General features: G+C 69.7%; 23 protein-coding genes. 16 read left to right on the forward strand and 7 right to left on the reverse strand.

The window, feature by feature from the left end; genetic code table 11:
- Positions 1-111 precede the first annotated feature (111 nt).
- The 3 genes from pyrE (at position 112) to D8670_RS05060 (ending at position 3647) form a co-directional block, all read left to right on the forward strand.
- Complete coding sequence (gene pyrE, locus D8670_RS05050; protein WP_121816987.1) at positions 112-636, forward strand: orotate phosphoribosyltransferase; 525 nt, start codon at positions 112-114, stop codon at positions 634-636.
- Between the two features lie 200 nt (positions 637-836).
- Positions 837-2789, forward strand: a complete 1953-nt coding sequence (thrS, locus tag D8670_RS05055) for a threonine--tRNA ligase (protein WP_121816988.1) — start codon at positions 837-839, stop codon at positions 2787-2789.
- A 147-nt stretch (positions 2790-2936) separates the two neighbouring features.
- Positions 2937-3647, forward strand: a complete 711-nt coding sequence (locus tag D8670_RS05060) for a phosphoribosyltransferase family protein (protein ID WP_121816989.1) — start codon at positions 2937-2939, stop codon at positions 3645-3647.
- On the opposite strand, the gene D8670_RS05065 is transcribed toward D8670_RS05060, so the two are convergent.
- On the reverse strand, positions 3644-5569 hold the full coding sequence (locus D8670_RS05065; RefSeq protein WP_121816990.1) for a DEAD/DEAH box helicase: 1926 nt from the start codon (positions 5567-5569) through the stop codon (positions 3644-3646). The two genes, D8670_RS05060 and D8670_RS05065, sit on opposite strands and share 4 nt — an antisense overlap.
- 146 nt (positions 5570-5715) lie before the next feature.
- Here D8670_RS05065 and D8670_RS05070 point away from each other — a divergent pair, with 146 nt between their 5' ends.
- The 3 genes from D8670_RS05070 to D8670_RS05080 all read left to right on the forward strand — a co-directional run bounded on the left by D8670_RS05070 (position 5716) and on the right by D8670_RS05080 (position 8085).
- The gene (locus tag D8670_RS05070; protein ID WP_121816991.1) at positions 5716-7131 is read left to right on the forward strand and encodes an NCS2 family permease; all 1416 of its coding nucleotides are present in this window, start codon (positions 5716-5718) and stop codon (positions 7129-7131) included.
- An 88-nt stretch (positions 7132-7219) separates the two neighbouring features.
- Positions 7220-7477, forward strand: a complete 258-nt coding sequence (locus tag D8670_RS05075; protein ID WP_121816992.1) for a glutathione S-transferase N-terminal domain-containing protein — start codon at positions 7220-7222, stop codon at positions 7475-7477.
- Between the two features lie 176 nt (positions 7478-7653).
- Positions 7654-8085: a universal stress protein gene (locus D8670_RS05080; protein ID WP_121816993.1), complete on the forward strand. Its 432-nt coding sequence runs from the start codon at positions 7654-7656 to the stop codon at positions 8083-8085.
- Here the strand turns inward: D8670_RS05080 and D8670_RS05085 are convergent, their stop codons facing one another.
- The 3 genes from D8670_RS05085 to D8670_RS05095 all read right to left on the reverse strand — a co-directional run bounded on the left by D8670_RS05085 (position 8086) and on the right by D8670_RS05095 (position 11204).
- Positions 8086-9285, reverse strand: coding sequence for an inorganic phosphate transporter (locus D8670_RS05085; RefSeq protein WP_121816994.1), 1200 nt, complete (start codon positions 9283-9285; stop codon positions 8086-8088).
- Complete coding sequence (locus tag D8670_RS05090) at positions 9282-10169, reverse strand: universal stress protein (protein ID WP_121816995.1); 888 nt, start codon at positions 10167-10169, stop codon at positions 9282-9284. Before D8670_RS05090 ends, D8670_RS05085 begins: the two co-directional genes overlap by 4 nt.
- Before the next feature lie 63 nt (positions 10170-10232).
- On the reverse strand, positions 10233-11204 hold the full coding sequence (locus D8670_RS05095) for a transcriptional regulator (RefSeq protein WP_121816996.1): 972 nt from the start codon (positions 11202-11204) through the stop codon (positions 10233-10235).
- Between the two features lie 150 nt (positions 11205-11354).
- Here D8670_RS05095 and D8670_RS05100 point away from each other — a divergent pair, with 150 nt between their 5' ends.
- From D8670_RS05100 to phnE, 5 genes are all read left to right on the forward strand, one after another.
- Entirely contained in the window at positions 11355-12623 is a 1269-nt protein-coding gene (locus D8670_RS05100) for a tRNA(Ile)(2)-agmatinylcytidine synthase (RefSeq protein WP_121816997.1), read from the forward strand.
- Between the two features lie 203 nt (positions 12624-12826).
- Complete coding sequence (locus tag D8670_RS05105) at positions 12827-13627, forward strand: inositol monophosphatase family protein (RefSeq protein ID WP_121816998.1); 801 nt, start codon at positions 12827-12829, stop codon at positions 13625-13627.
- Between the two features lie 95 nt (positions 13628-13722).
- The gene (locus D8670_RS05110) at positions 13723-14715 is read left to right on the forward strand and encodes a PhnD/SsuA/transferrin family substrate-binding protein (protein WP_121816999.1); all 993 of its coding nucleotides are present in this window, start codon (positions 13723-13725) and stop codon (positions 14713-14715) included.
- Positions 14716-14727: 12 nt separating this feature from the next.
- Positions 14728-15501 (forward strand): phosphonate ABC transporter ATP-binding protein, encoded by a 774-nt coding sequence (phnC, locus tag D8670_RS05115; RefSeq protein WP_121817000.1) that lies wholly within the window; start codon positions 14728-14730, stop codon positions 15499-15501.
- Entirely contained in the window at positions 15498-16436 is a 939-nt protein-coding gene (phnE, locus tag D8670_RS05120; RefSeq protein ID WP_121817001.1) for a phosphonate ABC transporter, permease protein PhnE, read from the forward strand. Before phnC ends, phnE begins: the two co-directional genes overlap by 4 nt.
- Positions 16437-16570: 134 nt before the next feature.
- Here the strand turns inward: phnE and D8670_RS05125 are convergent, their stop codons facing one another.
- Together D8670_RS05125 and D8670_RS05130 are read right to left on the reverse strand one after the other, a co-directional pair.
- Positions 16571-17722 carry a pyridoxal-phosphate dependent enzyme gene (locus D8670_RS05125; RefSeq protein WP_121817002.1) on the reverse strand — a complete coding sequence of 384 codons (1152 nt, stop codon included), beginning with the start codon at positions 17720-17722 and terminating at the stop codon, positions 16571-16573.
- Between the two features lie 24 nt (positions 17723-17746).
- Entirely contained in the window at positions 17747-18703 is a 957-nt protein-coding gene (locus tag D8670_RS05130; RefSeq protein ID WP_121817003.1) for a succinylglutamate desuccinylase/aspartoacylase family protein, read from the reverse strand.
- Positions 18704-18794: 91 nt separating this feature from the next.
- Between D8670_RS05130 and D8670_RS05135 the strand changes: the two genes are divergently transcribed.
- Entirely contained in the window at positions 18795-19091 is a 297-nt protein-coding gene (locus tag D8670_RS05135) for a DUF7536 family protein (protein WP_162994195.1), read from the forward strand.
- Positions 19092-19114: 23 nt separating this feature from the next.
- On the opposite strand, the gene D8670_RS05140 is transcribed toward D8670_RS05135, so the two are convergent.
- A complete protein-coding gene (locus D8670_RS05140) occupies positions 19115-20317 on the reverse strand; it encodes a potassium channel family protein (RefSeq protein WP_121817004.1) in 1203 nt (400 codons plus the stop codon).
- A gap of 167 nt (positions 20318-20484) precedes the next feature.
- On the opposite strand from D8670_RS05140, the gene D8670_RS05145 reads away from it, so the two are divergent.
- The 4 genes from D8670_RS05145 (at position 20485) to D8670_RS05160 (ending at position 23524) form a co-directional block, all read left to right on the forward strand.
- Entirely contained in the window at positions 20485-21168 is a 684-nt protein-coding gene (locus D8670_RS05145; protein WP_121817005.1) for a haloacid dehalogenase type II, read from the forward strand.
- Positions 21169-21329: 161 nt separating this feature from the next.
- Positions 21330-22469 (forward strand): citrate synthase, encoded by a 1140-nt coding sequence (gene citZ / locus D8670_RS05150; protein ID WP_121817006.1) that lies wholly within the window; start codon positions 21330-21332, stop codon positions 22467-22469.
- Between the two features lie 298 nt (positions 22470-22767).
- A complete protein-coding gene (locus D8670_RS05155; RefSeq protein WP_121817007.1) occupies positions 22768-22956 on the forward strand; it encodes a DUF7511 domain-containing protein in 189 nt (62 codons plus the stop codon).
- A gap of 172 nt (positions 22957-23128) precedes the next feature.
- A complete protein-coding gene (locus tag D8670_RS05160) occupies positions 23129-23524 on the forward strand; it encodes a gamma-glutamylcyclotransferase family protein (protein ID WP_121817008.1) in 396 nt (131 codons plus the stop codon).
- Positions 23525-23621 lie beyond the last annotated feature (97 nt).

Below are 23621 nucleotides of genomic sequence, written 5' to 3' on the forward strand. Positions count from 1 at the left end.
CGCGCGACGCCCGCCGCGATGGCTCGCGCCCCGCTCCCGGCCGCTCGTTTCTGTACCTCTGGCTCGCTCCGTTCCACGGCGCTTAAGCCCCGCCGACGCGCGTTTCCGCGTATGGCCGACGAGGACCTCATCCAGGCGCTGCGGGACGCGGACGCCGTGAAGTTCGGCGAGTTCGAGCTCTCACACGGCGGTACGAGCGACTACTACGTGGACAAGTACCTCTTCGAGACGGACCCCCGGTGTCTCGACCTGATCGCGGCGGCGTTCGCCGAGCGGGTCGGCGACGCGAAACTCGGCGGCGTCGCGCTCGGCGGCGTGCCGCTCGTAGCGGTGACTGCGGTGAAGGCCGGCAGTCCCTACGTCATCGCCCGCAAGCAACAGAAGGAGTACGGAACGGCGAACCTCATCGAGGGCCGCCTCGACGAGGGCGAGGAGGTCGTCGTCATCGAGGACATCGCCACGACGGGCCAGAGCGCCGTCGATGCCGTCGAGGCGCTGCGCGACGCGGGCGCGACGGTCAACCGCGTGCTGGTCGTCGTCGACCGGCAGGAGGGCGGCGCGGAGAACCTCGCCGACCACGGCGTCGAACTGGAGGCGCTCGTCACCGCCGAGGAGCTGCTGGCCGAGCGCGACTAACCGCGGCTGCGGGAGAGGCGGGGCGAGTCCGGCGACCGTGAGACGCCCACACAGCATCGCAACGCTTTTTCACTCCCCACGCGAAGGTGGGAGCACGATGGCAGGTGTCCACTTTACAGGCCGGGCGTTCGCCCGCTTCTAACTACAGACACCTGTCGATTCTCTCGCTGGCAACCACCGACCAGCCAGGGGTGTAACCAATGTCACAGGAAGCAGACTCAGACCGAGACCAGATCGCAGTCGTACTACCGGACGGTTCCGAACTCTCCGTCGACAGGGGCGCGAGCGTCGAGGACGTGGCCTACGAGATCGGCCCGGGCCTCGGCCGCGACACCGTCGCCGGCCGCGTCGACGGCGAACTCGTCGCCAAGGAGGAACCGATCTACGAGGACGGCGCGGAGATAGAGATCGTCACGGAGGGCTCCGACGACTACCTCGAAGTCCTGCGCCACTCCGCCGCGCACTGTCTGGCGCAGGCCGTCGAGCGCCTCTACGACGACGTGCAGCTAGCCATCGGCCCGCCGACCGACGAGGGCTTCTACTACGACTTCGACGACCTCGACGTCGACGAGGACGACCTCGACCGCATCGAGGCCGAGATGGAGGAGATCGTCGCCGAGGACTACGAGATCGAGCGCGAGGAGGTCTCGATCGAGGAGGCCCGCGAGCGACTCGCCGACCAGGAGTACAAGCTGGAACTCCTAGAGGAGTTCGCCGAGAACGGCGAGACGGTCACCTTCTACAAGCAGGGCGAGTGGGAGGACCTCTGTGCCGGCCCGCACGTCGAGTCCACCGGCGAGGTCGGCGCGGTCGAACTGCTCGAGATCGCCGCCGCCTACTGGCGCGGCGACGAGGAGAACCCGATGCAGACCCGCATCTACGGCACGGCCTTCGAGGACGAGAGCGACCTCGAGGAGTTCCTCGAACGCAAGCGCGAGGCCGAGCGCCGCGACCACCGGAAGATCGGCTCGGAGATGAACCTCTTCTCCATCCAGGACGTCACCGGGCCGGGCCTCCCGCTGTATCACCCGCCGGGCAAGACCATCCTGCGCGAGCTGGAGTCGTTCGTCGAGTCGCTCAACCTCGACGCCGGGTACGAGTACGTCGAGACGCCCCACGTGTTCAAGACCGACCTGTGGCAGGAGAGCGGCCACTACGAGAACTACCAGGACGACATGTTCATCTTCGACGTGGGCGACGACGAGTACGGCCTCAAGCCGATGAACTGCCCGGGCCACGCCACCATCTTCGACGACAGCTCGTGGTCCTACCGCGACATGCCGATCCGCTACGCCGAGAACGGGAAGGTGTACCGCAAGGAGCAGCGCGGCGAGCTCTCCGGGCTCTCCCGCGTCTGGGCGTTCACCATCGACGACGGCCACCTGTTCGTCCGCCCCGAGGGGATCCAGAGCGAGGTCGAGCAGATCATGGACATGATCGACGAGGTGCTGTCGACGTTCGACCTCGAGTACGAGGTGAGCCTCGCCACCCGCCCCGAGAAGAGCGTGGGGAGCGACGAGATCTGGGAGAAAGCGGAGTCCCAGCTCGAGGCCGTCCTCGAGGAGCGCGAGATGGAGTACGAGATCGAGGAGGGCGACGGCGCGTTCTACGGCCCGAAGATCGACTTCGGCTTCGAGGACGCCATCGGCCGGACCTGGGACGGCCCCACCGTCCAGCTCGACTTCAACATGCCCCAGCGGTTCGACCTCTCGTACGTCGGCGAGGACAACGAGGAGCACCGCCCGGTGATGATCCACCGCGCGCTGTACGGGAGCTACGAGCGGTTCTTCATGGTGCTCATCGAGCACTTCGAGGGCAAGTTCCCGTTCTGGCTCGCCCCCGAGCAGGTCCGTGTCCTGCCGATCAGCGACGCCAACATGGAGTACGCCCGCGAGGTCGCCGACGAGTTCGACGAGTTCCGCGTCGAGGTCGACGACCGCGACTCCACGCTCGAACGGAAGATCCGCGCGGCCCACGACGACCGCGTCCCCTACCAGATCATCGTCGGGGACGACGAGGAGGCGGATGGCAACATCGCCGTGCGCGACCGCAAGGAGCGCCAGGAGTACGACGTCGAGATCGACGCGTTCCGCGATCACCTCCGCGCGGAGGTCGACGAGCGCCGGGCCGACCCGGACTTCCTCGACGACTGATCCGCCCCCGTCACCCCTGATCCGCGGACGGCGGTACCGTCCCGTCTCGCGGCAAGTTGCTCGCGCCGTGGTAGACACACGTCTGTGGGTATTTCTCGCGTACCGTATACCGGAATACTCATTGTTGCGGAATCGTGCATATCCGACATGAACCGCGCAGAGAAAGCCGCCCTCCAGTTGCAGGCCGTGTCGGTGCTGCGGATGCTGAAGGAGACGCGGACGTACGACGAACTGGCGGAGCTGACCGGGCTCCCCGCGGGCGACCTCAACCGCTACGTGAACGGGCACGTCCTCCCGAGCGCGGAGCGCGCCCGCGAGGTGGTCGACGGCGTGGGCCGCGACGCGCTGGCCCGCGAACTCGAGGAGCGCGTCCGCGTCGACGAGGAGGGGTACGTCGACAACTCCGACATCGTGTTCGACCAGCCGCTGCTGGACCTCATCGCCCCCGTCGCCGCCGGCGCGTTCGAGTTCGAGCGGCCGGACGTGGTGCTGACCGCGGCGACGGACGGCATCACGCTCGCCGCGGCGATGGCGAGTTACTTCGGCGCGCGCTCGGCGTACGCCAAGAAGTCCAAGGAGACGGCCGTCGAGGAGTTCATCGAGTCGCGCCAGCGACTCCAGTCGGGCATCGAACTCACCTACTACCTGCCCGCTTCGGCCATCGAGAGCGGCGAGACGGTGCTGGTCGTGGACGACCTCATCCGCTCGGGCGAGACCCAGGAGCTTCTGCTCGACATCGCCGACCGCGCCGACGCGGAGATCGGGGGCGTGTTCGCGCTCATCGCCGTCGGCGACGAGGGCGTGGCCCGCGCCAGCGAGCGGACCGACGCGCCGGTCGGCGCGCTGACCCGCTTCTAGGGCTGCCTGCGGCCGAGCTCCTGTCTCGTCTCCCGTATCGTCGCCGTCACGTCGCCGTCGTCCTCGACGCGCTCGGCGAGCGACTCCGTCGCGTTCAGTAGCCACTCCGCGCGCTCGGCCGTGCGGCGGATGTCGCCCGGCCCGACGCCGTAGCGCTCGGACAGCACCTCGGCGTCCTCGCCGTGGACCCAGTCGTCGAGCATCCGGGCGGTCTTGAGCGACCCGAGCCACGCCTGGAAGTCGCCGTCGAAGTCCGCAACGGGCTTGGTGAGTTCCGCCTCGCGGTCCATCGCGAACTGCGTGAGGCGGCCGGCCTCGCTGTTGCGGACGTAGGAGCCGCGCATGTCCGGCGTGTCGCAGACGAGTTCGAGGACGGTGAGCGACGTGACCCGGTCCATCTCGGTCGCGCGCTCGATGGCGGCGAGCACGTCCGCGCCGGTCAGCGGGTCGACGTACACCTGCGAGACGAGTTCGCCGAGATCCGTCGCCGCGAGGTCGTCGCCGTCGTCGATCATGCCCGCGTCGTCGAGGTAGGCGACGGCGTCGTCCGTGACGCTCGCCAGGTCCGCGTCGGGGTCCATGTGGGCGAGAAACGTCGACTCGAACACGTCGATCAGGTCCTCGCGGGAGTCCGCGAAGCCGCTGGCGACGGTCGCGAGCACGTGCGTGCGGAGCGCGTCCTCGCGGGCGAGCTTCGAGCTGATCGCCTCCGGCTCCGCGCCGATGTACCGCTCGCGGAGGTCGGCGGCGTCGTCCTCGTCCCCGACGAGCACCGCCTCGCCGTACGGGTCGAGGTGGGGACGCCCCGCGCGGCCGAACATCTGGTGGACCTCCAGCACGGGGAGCGACTGCACCCCGTCGTCCGTGTAGCGGTGGTGGTCGCGCACGACCACCCGGCGGGCGGGGACGTTCACCCCCGCCGCGAGCGTCGGCGTCGCGACGATGACCGACAGGTCGCGGTCGCGGAAGGCGCTCTCCACCGCCGTCCGGTGCTCCGAGCGCAGACCGGCGTGGTGGAAGGCCACGCCGCGCTCGGCGCAGTCGGCCAGGGCGGTGCCGGTGCCGGTCGTCGCGCTGGTCCGTATCTCCTCGGCGGCCGCGGCGCGGTCGGCCTCGGCGGCGGAGACGGGTAGTTCCTCGTCGGCCAGGTCCCGCGCGAGGTCCTGGGTCGCCCGCCGGGAGTTGACGAACACCAGGCACTGCCCGCCCTCCGCGACGGCGTCGCGGACCAGCGCGACCGTCGGCGCGTCGCCCTCGGTCGGCACGGGCCGGGCGTCCCCGTCCTCGAAGGTGATCGCCCCGCCCGCGTACACGCCGGTCCGCAGGTCGACCGGCCGCCAGTCCGAGGTGACGAGTTCGGCGTCCAGCCAGTCGGCCACCTCGTCGGCGTTGGCGACGGTGGCCGAGAGGCCGACGACCTGGAGGTCGGGCGTGAGGCGGCGGAGTTTCGCGAGCGTCACCTCGAGCGTCGGCCCGCGGTCAGGCGAGTCGAGCAGGTGTATCTCGTCGACGACGGCGCAGCCGACGTTCTCGACCCACTCGGCCCCGTTGCGGATCGCCGAGTCCACCTTCTCGCTGGTGGCGACGACGACGTCGTGCTCGTCGAGTTCCTCGTCGCGCGAGTCGAAGTCACCGGTGGCGATGCCGACGCTCACGCCCGGCAGGTCGCGGAACGCCTCGTACTTCTCCGTCGCGAGCGCCCGCAGCGGGACGATAAACAGCGAGGTCCCCCCGCTGGTCAGCATCGCGAGTTGCGCGACGAACGTCTTCCCGCTGGCGGTCGGCACCGCGGCGACGACGGACCCGTCGTCGGCGACGCCCGCCTCCACGGCGGCGGCCTGCGGCGGATACAGCTCGTCGATCCCCCGCTCCCGGTAGTGTTCGACGAACTCGGGAGCCAGGGGGAGGTCCCCCACGTGCATTCGTCTCTCTTTCCGCCCTCTCGCTATTTAAACCTCTGCGCGGCACGGCGGTAGCGGTCGAAATAGCCGGTAGATCGCACGAACGTGGAACGAGCAACCCGTAGTAATACTTAAGTCGTGTCAGCGAGGGCACACACTCGTGCATTATGGGACTCCGTGAAAGCCTAGCGGACTACTTCGAGTTCGAGTCGCACGACACGGACCTGCGGACCGAGATACTGGCGGGGCTCACGACGTTTCTCACGATGTCGTACATCATCGTCGTCAACCCCGCGATCATGACGGACCAGCCCGGGGACGACGGGTTCCCGGACGGGATCGCGCTTCAGGGGTACTCCCCCGGCGAGGTCGAGCAGATGCTGGCGGTCGTCACGATACTCGCCTCCGCGACGGCTATCTTCGTCATGGCGTTCTACGCCAACCGGCCGTTCGCGCAGGCGCCAGGCCTCGGCCTGAACGCCTTCTTCGCGTTCACGGTCGTCGGCGCGATGGGCGTCCCCTGGCAGACGGCCCTCGCGGCGGTCGTCACGGAAGGCGTGCTGTTCATCGCCCTCACCGCGATCGGCGCCCGCAAGTACGTGATACGGCTGTTCCCCGAACCGGTGAAGTTCTCGGTCGGAACCGGTATCGGCCTCTTCCTCGCGTTCATCGGGCTCGAGGCGATGCAGGTCGTCGTCGCGGACCCGGCGACCCTCGTCACCCTCGGCGATCTCGCGTCCGACCCCGTCGCGGTGCTGTCCGTCCTCGGCCTCTTCGTGACGCTTGCGCTGTACGCCAACGGCATCCGGGGGTCGATCATCCTCGGCATCCTCCTCACCACGGCCGCCGGCTGGGCGCTGACCTTCGGCGGCGTCGTGAGCGAGGGCGTGCTCGCGCCCGCCGAACTCCAGAGCGCCCAGTACGACATCACGCCGCTTTTCGGCGCGTTCCTCCAGGGCTTCCAGAACGTCGAGGCGTTCACCTTCGCCCTGGTCGTATTCACGTTCTTCTTCGTCGACTTCTTCGACACCGCGGGGACGCTCGTCGGCGTCGGTCAGGCAGGCGACTTCCTCGACGAAGACGGCAACCTGCCGGACATCGACCGGCCGCTGATGGCGGACGCCATCGGGACGACGGCCGGGGGCATCCTCGGCACCTCGACCGTGACGACGTACATCGAGTCAGCGACCGGCATCGAGGAGGGCGGTCGGACCGGAATGACCGCTCTGGTCGTCGGCCTGCTCTTTCTGGCGTCGCTGGCCATCGTCCCCTTCGTGGCCGCCATCCCGCAGTACGCCTCCCACATCGCACTGGTGGTCGTCGCGATCATCATGCTCGGCAACGTGACGGACATTCAGTGGGACGACGTTACTCACGCCGTCCCCGCCGGGATGACGATCATCATCATGCCGCTGACGTTCTCCATCGCGTACGGCATCGCCGCCGGCATCATCAGCTACCCGGTCGTCAAGGCCGCGACGGGCGAGGCGCGCGACGTCTCCCTCGGCCAGTGGGCGCTCGCGGGCGCGTTCGTCGTCTACTTCTTCGTCCGGACGAGCGGCATCCTCACGGGGCAGCTGTAGGCCGCTCGTCCGCCCTCGTCGCCTCGGTACTGCGCTCGCGGCACACACCATCGCTCCCCTTTTTTGTACGGGTCCCCTACGAAGGGGTATGACGAACCTCGAACTGTACGAGCTCGAAGGCTGTCCGTACTGCGCGAAAGTCGTGAGCAAGCTGGAGGAGCTCGGCCTGGACTACGAGTCCCACATGGTCCCGAGCTCCCACAGCGAGCGCACCGAGGTCGAAGAGGTCAGCGGCCAGACCGGCGTCCCCGTACTGGTCGACGAGGAGAACGGCGTCGAGGGGATGCCCGAGAGCGACGACATCGTCGAGTACCTCGAAGAGACGTACGGCGACGGCGCGGCCTGAGGCGGTTCTCGTTTTGCGGTCTCGTCGCTCAGTCAGGACGCCGGTAGCCGCGCACGGCGCTCTCCGGAAGCGAACGTCTCAGTGCGCCGAGGCCAGGAAAACCCCGTCGCGGCGTGTCACGGTGTCCGGCCCCGCGGCGGGGCCGGATACATGTCGGTCGCCGACGAACAGTCCGTATGGAGCCTTCGCACGTACTCGTCCCGCTGGACGGCTCGTCGCTGGCCGACGACGCGCTGGCCCACGCGCTGGCGGTCCACGACTGCCGGATCACCGTTCTGAACGTCGTCACCCCACTGGACGCGCCGATGAGCGAGGGCGGCGTGCTAGAGCCGGACGAGGAGCGCCGCGAGGCGGCACGCGAGCGCGCCGAGCGGCTGGTCGAGCGCGCCCGGGACCGCGCGGAGGCGGCGGGGCGGACGGTCGAAACGGTCGTCGAGACGGGCGACCCCGAGACGGTCGTCGTGGAGTACGCCGAGTCCCACGACGTCGACCAGATCGTCATGGGGAGCCACGGCGGCGAGCGCCGCCCCGTCGCGCGGCGGCTGCTGGGGACGGTCGCGACGGCCGTCGTCGGCGAGGCCCCGGTGACGGTGACGGTCGTCCGGTAGTCACGACGTGCCCAGGACGGCGGCGAACAGCCGGTAGAGACCGAATCCGACCGCGGTCGACGCGACGAGCGTGATCAGCCAGAACGCGACCGTCCAGCCGATCTTCGACCGGGAGACGCCGGCGGAACCGCCCGCGAGCCCGCCGCCGATCACGCCCGAGATGATGATGTTGTTGAAGGAGATCGGGATGCCAAGCGAGATCGCCAGTTGCGCGATGATGAAGCCGGGGACGAGCGCGGCGAGGGAGCGGCGCAGTCCCAGCTGGGCGTACTCGCGGGAGGTCGCCTGCAGCAGCCGCGGCGCGCCCATCCACGCGCCGGCGAGGATGCCGGTCGCACCGAACGCGAGCAGCGCGATCCCGGGGAGGCCGAGTTCGACCCGCACGAGGTTCTCCAGCGGCCCGGTGGCGAGCCCGACCTGACTGCCGCCGCTGGAGAAGGCGACGACGCTCCCGAGCGCGATCAGGAACGTGCGGATCCCCGCGTCGACCGACGCGAGCATCCGCCGGCGGACGAGGGCGAACCCGAGCGCCGCGAAGGCGACCGTCGTGCCGACCTCCACGACTGCGACGCCGCCGACGGCCGGTTCGCCGAGCAGCCGGGAGAAAAACCCCGCGAGGGTGCCCTGCGCGGTCGGGGAGGGGACGACCCCCAGCGACACGTTCGCGACGATGCCGGCGACCACCCCCGCGAGCAGCGGGACGCCGACCGCGTCCGGCACGTCGTCGCGCCGGAGCAGCTTCGCCGTCAGGTAGGCGATGCCGCCGGACATGAACGGGACGGCGAGCCAGAACGTCCCGAGCCGGCGGTACGTGTCCCACGCGGGCGCGCCGCCGAGCGAGAGGCCGACGCCGACGACGGCCCCGGAGGTCGCGAACGCCGCCGGGATGGGGTAGCCGGAGTAGACGCCGAGCGTCATGAAGGCCGCTGCGGTGAGCAGGCCCGCCGTCGCGGCCATAGGCGTGAGCGTGGCGCCGCGGACCAGGCTCGACCCCACCGTCTCCGAGATGCTCCCGCCCTGCGTGAGCGCGCCGAGCGCGGCGAACACGCCGATGAGAAAGGCGGCGCGCATGGTCGGGACGGCGTTCGCCCCGACCGCGGGCGCGAACGGCGGCGAGTTGCTGTTCGCGCCCAGCGACCACGCCATGAACAGCCCCGCGAGCGTCGCGAGCCCGACGAGCGCCCAGAACGTGACGGTCATCGCCAACTCCGGACCCTGTCGACCAGCGACCGCAGCGGACCGCCCGCCTCCTCCGCGGCGCGGGCGAGCAGCACGGTCTGGTTCGTCCGTTCGGCGACCCGCCGCGGCACGGACCCGACCAGGCGCGCCCGGAACGCGCCGCGTCTCGTCGCGCCGAAGGCGACGACGTCGTGGGCCGCGGCGGCGTCGACGAGGGCGTCCTCGACGTCCGCCGCCTCGCGGACGACCGTCCTCGTCTCGACGGCCGGGCCGGGCGCGGCCTCGATCGCCGCGCGGCCCTCGGCGACCCGTTCGGCGGCGGATTCGTGGTCTTCGTCCGGCCCCGCCACCGAAAGCACCGTCACCGTGGCGTCGTTAGCCGCGGCGACGGCCCCGGCGATGACCGCCGCCGGGCGAACGTGCGGGCCGCCCGCCACGGGTAGCAAGACGGCCTCGACGCCGTTCGCGAGCTGTCCGATGCGCTCGACGTACACGTCGCAGGTCGCCCGGCGCAGGACCGCGTCGACGCTCGTGCCGAGGACGACGCCGGACCGCTGTCGGTCGCGGGCGCGCCAGCCGATCAGGAGGGCCGCCGGTCCGGTCTCGGCGACCGCGCGCAGGAGGCCGCGGTCGACCGAGCGGGCGACCAGGATCTCCGCTTCCACCGGGACGTCGTCCGGGACGACGTCGGACGCCCGGTCGAGGAACGCACGCCTGTCCCCGGAGTACCGGTCGGCGATCGTCTCGTCGGAGAAGACGCCGAACGGGGAGTCGTGGGACTTGACGACGACGCTGACGATCCGGACGCCGCCGCCGACGACCCGGGCGAGGTCGCTCGCGGTCCGGACCAGCTGCTCGACGTGTTCGGGATCGCCGACGGCGACCAGCACTTCGGGTCGGTCCATCGACTAGACTTCGTCGCGGTGTCACAAAAGCTTCGTCCGGCCGACGCACGGCAGCCCCGCCCGTCAGGCCGGTTCGCCGTCGGAGCGCTCGCGGATGAGGTCGCGGAGCGTGTCGGCGTCGCGGATCTCCTCGACCTCGTCGCGCTCGATGATGGCGGTGCCCTCGACGGAGTCGCGCTTGGCGCTGTCGACGAAGTACACCGACCGGGTGCGGGTGACGCGGCCGAGCGAGCCCATGATGCGGGCGCGCTTCTCCGCGGTGCGGGTGAACTCGGAGTGGCCCGTCAGGACCGTCCCCTCGCCGCTGTCGTCGTCGTCCTCGCTGACGGCCTTGAACGGTGCGCGTAGCGTCGGGTGGACGTCGAACCCGGCGCGGGTCATGACGGCGACGATGCGCTCGTCGTCCGGGTCGGCCTCGGGGTCGTCGGGCGTGGGGTCGGCGTCGCGGACCTCCTCCGCGCCGTCTTCGAGCACGTCGACCGGGCTGGTAAGCGGCGCGTCGAACATGTCCTCGAGCTCCATCGCCACCTCGACGGAGGCGTTCATGCCGTCCTCGTACTTCGAGACGGTGCGGCGGGAGACGCCCAGCTCGGAAGCGAGCTGTCCGAGGCTCCAGCCGCGCTCTTCGCGCTCGTCGGCCAGCACGTCGCTGTCGATGTTGACGTACAGGCCGCCCGGCGCGGCGTAGATGAGCGGCGGCACCTCCTCGACGAACAGGTTCATCGCGGTGTCGGGGCTGAGGACGGGGACGCCGTGCCGGAAGTAGACGACGTCGGGCTTGAGGTCCTCGTCGCGCGTCCGGAGCCCGACAACCATCGGCGTGGCGTTGAGGTACGTGCCGAGGCGGCGCATCTCCGCGCCCGTCGCGCCGTCGAAGGCGTCGATGTTCGCGAGGATCTTCAGCAGCACCAGATCCTGCCCCCGGCGCGCCGCCACGTCGAAGCTCTTCGGTCGGATCGCGCACCGGTCGCTCACCGTGAAGCCGGCGTCTTCGAGCATAGCGGTGACGTTGCCGACTAGAGCGGACCGGGACATACCCTAAGGTAAGTCACTCATCGCATATAGGCGTTGCGTCGGCCGTACTCCCGCTCCCTCTTGCGGTTTGGTCCGAATCGTGGCGGTAGTTTCTTATACTCGCGGGGGTCCCGAAAGCTGTTACACTCCCCCGGCGCCTACCGGTGGGCGATGGCAGTCATCGGGATCGACGACACGGACTCGCGCGAGCGCGGGCAGTGCACGACTTACGTCGCCCACACCGTCGCCGAGCGGATCCGGGCGGCGGGCGGCGACGTCGAGCGCCTGCTCCTCGTCCGCCTCAACCCCGCCGTCCAGCACAAGACTCGCGGGAACGCGGCGCTCGCGATCCACGCCGACGTCGACCCCGGCGAGGCCTTCGAGATCGCCCGCGACGAACTCGACGGCGCGGCCGAGACGGCGGACGAGAACACCAACCCCGGCCTCGTCGTCGCGCCCGGCGACCCCGACGCGGTGCCGGACGCGGTCGCCGCTTTCGCCCGCGAGGCGATGCGGGACCACCACGATATCGAGGACGCGACGGCGCTCTCGGACGCCCAGGGTTACCGCCGCGCCGGGTGGAAGAACGCCCGCGGCACCGTCGGCGCGCTCGCCGCCGTCGGCGCGTGGCGCGCCGTCCCCGAGTGGACCTACGAGTACATCTCCTATCGCTACCCGGACGCCCGAGGGACCCCCCGCGACGTCGACTACGATTCCGTGTTCGCGGCCGCGGACGAGGCCTACCCCGACGCGTGGGACACCGTCGACCGCGCCGAGGGTCAGGCCGTCTGCGTCCCGCGCACGCCCGGCCCGATCCTCCACGGGATCCGCGGGGACGACCCCGAGACGGTCCGCGAAGTCGCCGAGAGCATCGAGAGCGAACCGGTCGAATCGGCGGCCCTTTTTCGCGCGAATCAGGGGACCGACGCCCACCTCCGCGACGCCGCCCTCGCCGACGTGCGCGACGGCCGGTCCTACCGCGTCGACGGGACGGTCGCGTCCCCCCCGGAGACCCGCGAGGGCGGCCACGTCTTCCTGACGCTCGAAGACGGCGACGCCGCCCTCGACTGCGCCGCCTTCGAACCCACAAAACGGTTCCGCGACCGCGTCCGCGCGCTCCGCGCCGGCGACCGGATCACCGCCTGCGGCGAGGTCGCCGACGGCACGCTCAAACTGGAGAAGTTCGCCGTCCGCGACCTGAACGAGACGGAACTGGTCACGCCGGACTGCCCCGACTGCGGGCGGTCGATGGAGAGCGCCGGCCGGAACCAGGGCTATCGGTGCCGGGACTGCGAGACGGCGGCCGACGGCAAGGTCGAGCGGCGGGTGGAGCGCGACCTCGAAATCGGGTGGTACGAGGTGCCGCCCTGCGCTCGGCGCCACATCGCCAAGCCGTTGGTACGAGGTGGGTTCGACGCGCCGACGTATCCGGAGCGGTGAGTACGGTGTTTCACCGGAGACGAGGGAGGGCCGACCGAGTCTCCGGCTTTTTCGCCCACGTTTTTCGAGCAGAGCGAGCGAACCCGACGCGGAAAAAGGTGGTCGCGAAACCGTTGGTACGAGGTGGGTTCGACGCGCCGACGCATCCGGAGCGGTGACAAAAAACCGATGTACATATCCGATCCGCGCGAGCGCACTCCGGCATGACCGAGAGCGACCGAGGAGACGTCGTCGTCCGCGCCGCGCGCGAGGGTGCAGACGTCGCCGCCGACTACTTCCGAACGGGCGTCGCCGTGGAGACGAAAGACGGCGACACGGACGTGGTGACGCGAGCCGACCGAGAGGCGCAGGAGCGCGTCATCGAGACGATCCGGGCGGACTACCCGGACGTCACGATCGTCGGCGAGGAGGAGGGCGCACCGACGACGGTGCCCGACGAGGGGCCGGCCTTCGTCGTCGACCCGATCGACGGGACGAACAATTTCGTTCGGGGAATCCCGTTCTGGTGTACGAGCGTCGCCGCGGTCGTCGACGGTGAGCCGGTCGCGGCCGCGACGGTCGCGCCGCCGACCGACGAGGAGTTCGTCGCCGTCGACGGGACGACGCGGCGCAACGGCGACCCGGTGTCGGTCAGCGATCGCGACGACCCCGCCGTCAGCACCGTCGCGCCGACGCTGTGGTGGGACTTCGACCGCCGCGACGAGTACGCCGCCGCCGCGGAGGGGGTCGTCGAGCGGTTCGCCGACCTCCGGCGCTACGGCTCGGCGCAGCTGTCGCTCGGCTACGTCGCGGCGGGCGCGCTGGACGGGCTGTTCTCGAACATCTACGGCAACCCGTGGGACACCGTCGCCGGCGTCCACCTCGTCCGACAGGCGGGCGGCGCGGCGACCGACGTCGAGGGCGACAGCTGGCGACACGACAGCAAGGGACTGGTCGTCTCGAACGACCTGATCCACGACGAAGTGCTGGCGGCGGCGCGGGACGCGGAAGAGCGGCGGAGCTGACTATATAGATATATAAGAAGTATATATGGAAACATACCTCAGTAGTCGATTATTATAATTAGGTTTAACTACCCCGTTTCGCTTTACCGTTGTGTATGCCTGAATACAATACTTCGCGGACACGTCGTCGGTTCCTGCAGGCGGCGGGCGCTGCGGGGACCGTCGGATTGACCGGTTGCCTGTTCGGTAACGGCGACGACGGCGGCGACTCGGACAACACCGTTCGGTTCGTGCTGAACCCGGCCGAGTCTGACGTCGAAATCAAGAAACAGTACCAGCCGCTGTTCGACCACATCGAGTCGGAGACGGACGCGACCATCGACGCGACGCGGGCCGACAGCTACACGGCGACGCTGCAGGCGATCCGCAACGACCAGGCGGACATCGCCGACACGTCGCCCTCGGCCGCCATCGCGGGATCCGACGTCGGCGACGTGATCGGGGTCCGCGTCGCGTACGGCGCGTCGCGGTACTTCTCGCTCATCACCACGACGCCCGACAGCGGCGTCGACGAAATCGGCGACCTCGAGGGCGAGACGGTGTCGATGTCCGACATCCTCTCGGTGAGCGGGAGCCTGGTGCCGCTGGTCATGCTGAAGAACGCGGGCCTCGACATCGGCAACGCCCCCGACGGCGACGCGGCCGACTTCAACGTCGAGAACAGCGACCACACGACCGCTCGCGACCAGATGATGGAGCGCGACGACGTCGCCGCGGCGGCGACCGGCGCGTTCTCTACGGCCGCGCACGTCCCGCAGGAGCAGTTCGACGAGATGTCCGACGACTTCGCCGACATCTCCGCGGAGTACGAGAGCGCCGGCACCGAGGACCCCGAACTCCAGCTGCTGGCCGTCTCTGACCCGCTCCCGCGCGCCCCGCTGATGTCTCGGAGCGCCTGGGACGCCGACATCCGCCAGGACGTCGAGGAGGCGATCCTGAACGCCGAGCCCGAGGACCTCGAACACGGCGACGACTACGAGGGCGAGTCGCTCTGGTTCACCGGTATCGAGGAGGGTTCGCTCGACGACTACGAACCGATCCAACAGGTCATGGACGAACTCGGCCTCGAATTCAGCGATCTCTCGTAACCGCCTGACAGAATGAGTCACATCAAAGTCGACGGCCTGACGAAACACTACGCCGACGTGACGGCGCTTGACGACGTCTCGTTCGAGATCCCCGAGGGCGAGTTCGTCATCGTTCTCGGCGTGTCGGGGTCGGGCAAGTCGACGCTGCTTCGCTGTATGAACGGTCTGACGACGCCGTCGGACGGGACGGTGTCCGTCGACGGCAAGGTGGTCGCCGACCCGCGGGACGACATCGCGATGATCTTCCAGCAGCACAACATCATCGGACAGCTGAGCGCGTACTCGAACGCCCTCACCGGCGCGTTGAGCCGCACGGGCTACCTGCGGAGCATCTTTCAGTTGAACGACCACGACGACAAGCTGGAGGCGCTCCGGGCGCTGGAGACGGTCGGCATGCTCGACGAGGCCCAGCAGCGCGCCGGGCAGATGAGCGGCGGCCAGCAACAGCGCGTCGGCGTCGCCCGCGCGCTCGTCCAGCAGCCGGACACGCTGCTCGCGGACGAACCGGTCGCAAGCCTCGACCCCGCCAGTAGCCAGCGCGTGATGGGCTATCTCAGACAGGCCGCGGACGAGCGGGACCTGACCGCGCTGGTCAGCCTCCACCAGGTGAACCTCGCCCGGAAGTTCGGCGAGCGCTTCATCGGCCTCCGGAACGGCGAGGTCGTGTTCGACGGCTACCGCGAGGACTTCTCGCTGGACGTGGTCGACCAGATCTACGGCGACATCGACACCGAGGGGATGTTCGCGCGGCAGGACGACGACCCCGCCGCGGAGGTGTCCGGATGAGCACCGACACCGAGGGACGGATCCAGTCCCGGTTCGACGCCATCAAGCGCTCCCGGCGGGTCCGCGCGGTCGGATACCTCGTCCTGATCGTCGGCGTCCTGCTCGTCTTCGACTTCTCGCTCTCGGCCGTCGAGTTCGACATGGCGGAGCTCCAGAAGTACTTCCCGAACTTCCTCGAGGCTCTGCAGGACTTCTTCCCGGTGACGACGTACTTCGGCGCGCTCCCGTTTCTCGACGTGGGTCGGTACTGGCAGTTCGTCGAGGCCCGGAACCTGTTCGGTGAGGCTCACATCACGCTCGCGATGGGCTTCGCCGGCACGGTCATCGGCTTCCCGCTGGCCCTGCTGTTCGGCGTGCTCGGTAGCGGTCGCGTGACGCCGTTCCCGTTCAACTTCCTGTTCCGCGGGGTCATGAGCTCGATCCGCGCCATCCCCGCCATCGTGTGGGCGCTCATCTACGTCCCGCTCGGCGGGCTCGGCCCCACGACGGCGACGCTCGCGATCGCGACCGACACGATCGGCAACCTGGGTCGGCTGTTCACGGACGAACTGGAGGAGATCGAGGACGGTCCGATCGAGGCGATGCGGACCACCGGCGGCGACCGCCGCCAGATCATCACGTTCGGCATGCTGAGTCAGGTCCACACCTCGTTCATCGCGTGGACGCTGTACATCTTCGAGATCAACGTCCGGATCGCCGTCACCCTCGGCGTCATCGGCGGCGGCGGCCTCGGGCAGGTGCTCAAGGTCCAGCAGGGGCTGTTCAACTTCACCAACATGATGGCGACCATCTTCGTCATCATGACCCTCATCCTGACCATCGAGCTGTTCAGCCAGCGCATCCGCGCCTACCTGCGGGCCGACGAGAGCGCGATGAGCCTCAAGGAACTCGTGCTCGGGTTCCCGCAGCGGATGGCCGAGGCGCTCACCCGCTAACGACCGTTCCCTTTTCCGCGACGACCGCTTTCGCTCCGCGTCCGTTCACTGCACCCTGTAGCGGTGCCGGCGCTCGCGAGCGCTCGGGGCAACGGACCGGTCCGCGAGAATGGACGGGGGCGCTTCTGTCCGGCTCAGATCGTCTTCATGCCGCTCCCGGTCAGCGGCACCACGACGTCGTCGTCCTCGGTCACGACGCCCTCGCGGCGGTACTCCTGCAGCGCGGCGGGCGCGACGGCGCTCGTCGGCTCGACGTAGAAGCCGGCGCGGTGGAGGCGGTCGAGCGTCCCCTCGACGGCGTCCCCGTCGAGCGCCACGACGTCGCCGTCTGTCGCCTCGATCGCGTCGAACACCTGGTCCTTTCGGGCGGGGTCGCGGATGTGGATGCCGTCGACGATCTCGTTGGCCGCCGCCGGCTCCTCCTCGCGGTCGAGCGCCGCGGTGAGGTGCGCGCCGGGCGCTTCCTCCTCCGGGCGGTTCTCCTGCAGCGCCGCGGCGAAGGGCGCGTAGCCGGTGCCCTGGGCGCCGAGCAGGCGGGGCATCTCTTCGGTGACCCCCGCCTCCCGGAGCGCCTTGAAGCCGCGGTACGCGCCGAGAAAGAGGGTCCCGTGGCCGAGCGGCAGCACGACGGCGTCGGGGACGGACCACTGGCGCTGGGCGGCCACCTCGAAGGCGAACGTCATCGTCCCGGCGTAGAACGCGGGGTTCCAGGCGTGGCTGGCGTACCAGCCCTCGCCCGCTTCGACCGCCTCGTGACAGGCCGCGGTGACGGCCTCGCGACCGCCCTCGACGCGGACGGGGCGCGCGCCGGCGCGCTGGATGGCGACGAGCTTGGACTGCTTGATGTCGTCCGGGACGTAGATCTCGGCGTCGAGGCCGGCCCGCGCCGCGTAGGTCGCGATGGCGGCCCCGGCGTTGCCGGAGGAGTCCTCGATCACGGTGTCGACGCCGAGCTCCGCGGCGCGGGAGAGCGTCGTCGTCGCGCCGCGGTCCTTGAAGCTCCCCGTCGGGAACACGTACTCCAGCTTGAACTGGGCGTCCCAGTCGGGCGCGTCGACCAGCGGCGTGAACCCCTCGCCCAGCGTCACCCGCTGGCTCACTGGCAGGAACTCGAAGAACGTCCAGAGCCCCCGCCGCGTGTCGAGCTTGGCGAACGGCGGCGGGCTGCCGTCGGGGCGGGGTTCGGTTGCGAAGTCGAGCGCGTGGCCGCAGTCACAGCGCCACGGCTCGTCCGGTCCGGCGTCGTACTCGTTGCCGCAAGCGCGGCAGTGGAGGTCGGTGGGCATGGTAGGAAGTCGGTGTCGCGGGCGTCAGTACTCGTCGACGTCGGTGGCGACCGAGCAGACGTACTCGCCGGTCGCGACCTGCGGGAGCCGGCGCGAGCGCCAGAAGATCCCGCGGCCGTCGGCGGTCACCTCGGCTTTCTCCTGGCCGAACGCGTCGGTGACGGTAAAGAGGGTGTCGCCGCGGGTCACCCGCTCGCCGAGGTCGCGCTCGAAGCGGACCAGACCGCCGACGGGCGAGCCGAACTGGTCGAAGCCGCCCGCGCGGGTCTGGGGTTCGAGCGCCGCGGAGCCGTCGAGGAAGCCGTAGTGTCTAAGCACGTTGAACACGCCCTCGACGCCGGTCCGGATGCTCTCCTCGTCCCAGCCGACGGAGCCGCCGAGCTCGGGGTCGACGGTGGGGATCCCCTCGTCGGGCGCGGCCCGGGCGAGCTGACCGTCCGGGCCCTTCTGGTCGAGAACGTAGCCGCAGCCGAAGGCCTTCGCCAGTTCGAGACACTCCTTGTGCAGCCGGTGGCGGGTACCACAGCGGACCCGCGTCTCGTTCAGCATCCGGCTCGTCGACCCCTGGTGGAGGTCGAGCACGAGGTCGGCCCGCGTCGCGGCCTCGAACGTCGCGGCGGCGATGCGCTCGCTCGACGTCCCGTTCTCGTCGCCCGGGTAGGCCCGGTTCATCTTCGTGTCGTCGATCGGGTTGCGGTGCTCGGCCACCTGGAACGCGTGGTAGTTGACGATCCCGACGATCAGGATCTCGCCGGCGATCTCGACGGGGTCGAGCCGCGGGACGGTCCGCTGGATCACGCCGACGCCGTTGAGTTCGTCGCCGTCGCTCGCCGCCTGCATGTACAGCGTCTTCCCCGGATCGGCCCCGTTCACCACCGCGACGGGCAGTTCGGCCGGACTGCCGTCGCGGGTTTCGCCGACGCGAAGTCGCCCCGTGTCCGCCTCTCCGGGGCCCGCGCTCGCTGTTCCCAGCGTCGTCATTGACGGAAGGTAGGTGTGGGACGCCTTAGGGGTTCGGCTTTCGCTCGGCCGGAACGACGCCGATTTGGCGCTCGAACACGCAGTTCCGACCGTGACCGACGACGCCCCCGACCGGCCGCCGATGGTGCAGTTCCTGCAGACGCTGAACGCGGGCCGGCACGCGAAAGTCAGCGCCGCCGTCGGCGCGCTGTTCGCGGTCGCCGTCTACGGCTTCTTCGTCGTCGCGCCGGCCGTGCTCCCCGGCGTGCCGGCGCGCGGGCGCTCGCCGCTGCTTTTCCTCCTGCTCGCGTTCGTCGTGGCGGTCACGACCGCGATGCTGCTCGTCACGGTCCTGACGCTCGTCTCGGCGGTGCGGCGCGTCCGCGGCGACGCGGACGCCGACCGGTAGTCGGCGGGTGCGCCGCGGCGGCGCTAACTCACCAGCGCTTCCAGCCGCTCCGCCCCGCTGCGGGTGCCCTTCGCCAGGATCACGTCCCCGCCCCGGAGCCGGGTGTCTGGACCGGGCGAGATGACCCAGTCGTCCTCCGCCTCGCCGTCGGTCGGCCGCCGGACGCCGATGATCCGGGTCCCGATCTCGGTTTTGACCTCGCGCTCGCCGAGGGTGACGCCGTCGAGGTCGCTGCCGGGTTCGACCGTGTACCGGACGATCACCTCGTCGCTCTCGAGCACCGCCTCGGCGACGACCGGGTGGCCGCCGATGCCGCGGAGGACGCCCTCCGAGATCTCAAGGGCGGCGTCGCTGATCTCCTCCGTGCTCGCCCCGAACCGGACGAGCCCCCGCAGGGAGACGGGGTCGTCGACCCGGCAGGCCGCCCGCAGGGTCCACGCCTCGAAGCGGGACTGGAGGGCGTCGACCTCCGCCTCCAGCTCGGCGACCTCCGCCGCGACGTCCTCGCTGTCGAACAGCACCGACCCGTACGCCAGGTCGACGGCGAGCTCGCTCATGTTCTTCATGAGGACGATGGAGTCGACGGCGCGGTCGAGGTCCTCGATGCCCGCGCCCTCGGTCTCCGGCGGCGAGTACGCCTCTCGCGTGGCCGTCGCGTAGACGGTGTGAATGCCGTCGTCGGGGCCGCGAAGGAGGACGACGTCGCCGCCCCGGACCGTCGTCTCCCGGTCGGGGTTCAGGAGCCAGTCCCCGCCGCGCCGGATCGCGATCACGCGGACGCCCGTCTCGGTCTCCAGGTTGATCCCGCCGAGCGTCCGGCCGGCGTACTCGCTGTCCTCGTGGACGGTCGCCCGGACCAGCGTCTCGACGGCGTCGGGCAGCGCCGCGCGCATCGCGTCCGGGAGGCCGATCTCCTCCAGCACGATCTTGGCGATGTCGCCCGCGGCGTCGCTTATCTTCTCAGCCGCGCCGACGACGCCGAGGACAGGGGCCAGCTGTTCTGCGTCGTCCGTGCTCCGCGAGGCCATCAGCAGGCTCATCCGCGCCCGGAGCTGGAGCACGTCCATCCGCTCCTCGAGGACGAGCACCTCCTCCGCGACCTCGTCGCTCCCCAGCAGGACCGCCGAGTACGAGAGGTCGATGAGCAGCTCCGCGGTGTCTTTCATCTCCGCGAGCAGCTCCTTGACGCTCGCGGGCTCGTACTCGACCGTGCCGGACGCATCCATGTCCCGGACTTGCATCCCTCCCGAGAAAAACGTTGCCCGCTCCGGGCGACCGGGAACGCGCCCGGCTCGCGGTCCGTCGCGGCCCGCCGCGGGCGGCGGCTGTCCCGACCGCGGCACGTCGCGCCGCGGGACCAACGGATTTGTGCCTTGCTACCGCAACTCGCGGTATGGCTCTGAACCGCGATGCGGTCGAGGCGATCGCCTTCGACTCCTACGGGACGCTCGTCGACCCTGGGTCGGTGACGGGAGAACTTGCCGAGCACGTCGACGACCCGGACCGGGTCGCCGAGCGCTGGCGGACCCGCTCGCTGGAGTACGCGTTCGTCGGCACCGCGATCGGCGAGTACGACACGTTCTACGAGATGAACCGCCACGCCCTGCGGTACGCGCTCCACAGCGTCGACGCCGAAGTGTCGGAGGACGAGCGCGAGGCGATCCTCGAAGCGTACCACGACCTGGACGTCTTCGACGACGTGCGACCCGGGATGGAGCGCCTCGTCGACGCCGGCTACGACTGCTACGTCCTCTCGAACGGGAACCCCGAGATGCTCGACTCTATGATCGAGACGGTCGACATCGGAGACCTGATCGAGGGGTACGTCAGCGCCGACGAGATAGAGCGGTTCAAGCCCGTCCCGGAGATCTACGAGCACGCCGCGGATCGGATCGGCGTCCCGACCGGGAACGTCCTGTTCGTCGCCGCGGGGTGGTGGGACGTCCCCGGCGCGCTCCGCGCGGGGATGCAGGGAGTCTGGGTCAACCGACAGGACACCGTCTGGGGGCCGTACGAAGTCGAACCGGACCTGACGATCGACTCCTTCGAGGAACTGGCCGACGAACTCGACGCGTGACGACGCGGTCCCGGGTGCGACCACCGATCACCCCAGGGCGAGCCGGAGGCTTCCCGTCGAACGCGGCGTTCCGATAACAGACGTGATCGATCGTGAACCTGATCGATCGTTAACGGAGGAAACGATAATACTTTTCCCGAGTGGTAGTGAACTTACACGCTATGTCTGACGAGCTGAAGAAAGGGCTCGAGGGTGTGCTTGTCGCGGAGTCAGGGCTGAGCTTCATCGACGGCGACGAGGGCCGTCTGATCTACCGCGGGTACGCGATCGAGGACCTCGCCCGGGACGCCAGCTACGAGGAAGTGGTGTATCTCCTCTGGCACGGCCACCTCCCGGACCGCGGCGAACTCGACGAGTTCACCGAGAAGATGGCGGCCGAGCGCGACGTCGACGACGGCGTGATGGACACCGTCCGGGAGCTCGCGGCTCAGGACGAAGACCCGATGGCCGCCCTGCGGACGGCGGTCTCGATGCTGTCCGCCACGGACCCCGACGACTCCGAGCACGAACCCGACGACCGGGAGGCGAACCTCCGGAAGGGCCGCCGGATCACGGCAAAGATCCCGACGATCCTCGCCGCGTACAACCGCCTCCGCAACGGACAGGACGTCGTCGAACCCCGCGACGACCTGAGCCACGCCGCAAACTTCCTGTACATGCTGAACGGAGAGGAGCCGGACGAGGTGCTCGCCGAGACGTTCGACATGGCGCTGGTCCTCCACGCCGACCACGGGCTGAACGCGTCGACGTTCGCCTCCATGGTCACCTCCAGCACGCTCGCCGACCTCCACAGCGCCGTCACCTCGGCGATCGGCACGCTGTCGGGCGGCCTCCACGGCGGCGCGAACCAGAACGTCATGCGGATGCTGAAGGAGGTCGACGACAGCGACAAGGACCCCGTCCGCTGGGTGAAGGACGCACTCGACGAGGGCCGCCGCGTCCCCGGCTTCGGCCACCGCGTCTACAACGTGAAAGACCCGCGCGCGAAGATCCTCGGCGAGAAGAGCGAGGAGCTCGGCGAGGCCGCCGGCGACACGAAGTGGTACGAGATGAGCGTCGCCGTCGAGGAGTACATGGCCGAGGAGAAAGGCATCGCGCCAAACGTCGACTTCTACTCCGCGTCGACGTACTACCAGATGGGCATCCCCATCGACGTGTACACGCCCATCTTCGCGATGAGCCGGGTCGGCGGCTGGATCGCGCACGTCCTCGAGCAGTACGACGACAATCGCCTCATCCGCCCCCGCGCCCGCTACGTCGGCTCCGAGAGCGAGGAGTTCGTCCCCGTCGACGAGCGGTAACGCGCGCTCGCCGTGGGGCGGCGTCGCACACCCTTCTCCCGTCCCGATCGGCGTCGGAAATGTCCCTTTACTGTACTTCTAGCCCGTTTTTCACAAGCGCTCGACACCTCCTGAGATGCCGGAAATCGGCGGTAAGAGGAGCATAACACAGCCCACGGGCGACGGGTCGAATCAGGGTCCGAACCGCTGTCGGACCGTGATCGGCCGCGGTCGTCTAGCCGGCTTATAACCAAGTCCCTGAGGTGTCTGTCCCCGAACGGGGATACGGGGGAACGGCCTCCGGACGTGCACGACAGCCATGACCACGAACTCGACTGCGCTCGACGTCGTTTCGCCCGGGCAGGTGCTCCACGCCGTCACCGTCGAACACGACGGTGAACCGGACGAGTGCACCCTGTACCCGAGGGGGGCGTCCCGGCTGCAACGGATGTCGACGTGGATCACGGCTGCCGAAGGGTCGTTCGTCGACCCTCGCACGGTACGCTGACGCGGCGTCGGGGGACGCCGCGGCGGCTCCGGAGTGCTGCGCCGAGGCGGCGTCGGGGGACGTCGCCTCGCCGCGACCGCGTCGTTCCGGGGCCCGTTTTTGGCGAAACTCCGGGTCGAAGCGACAGCGCCCGAAGCGCAACGCCGACGGCGACGGCCGTCGAACGCCGGGTATGGACGTGTTCGTCTACGGAACGCTGACGGACGAAACGCGGGCGAGCGACCTGCTCGACGACTACGAGTTCCGCGGCCCCGCCCGAGTCGAGGGATTCGAACGCGTCGACGGCGAATATCCCACGCTCGCGCCCGCGCCGGAGGGATCGCTCGACGGCCGGATACTGCGGACCGACGACGTGGACGCCCTCGACGCCTACGAGGGGGTCGACCGCGGCCTGTACGTTCGCGTCTCCCTGCCGGGACCGGACGGCGAACCGGTGGCGACGTACGTCGGCGATCCGGAGCGACTCGGGGTGGGCGCCGCGGTCGAATGGCTCGGTTCCGGCCCGTTCGCGGAGCGCGTGCGGCGGTACGTTCGGGCGACCGACGCCGTGGTACTCCGTCGCGAATGACGGGCGTCCGCCTCCCGTCTGACGACCGCACGACGTTAATTTCATCGCCTCGCCGTACCGCGGTTTTACTTTCACTGCGTACACCGGGCGTTTATAT

It is taken from the genome of Halostella limicola, assembly GCF_003675875.1.
Taxonomy (GTDB): Archaea; Halobacteriota; Halobacteria; order Halobacteriales; family Natronoarchaeaceae; genus Halostella; species Halostella limicola.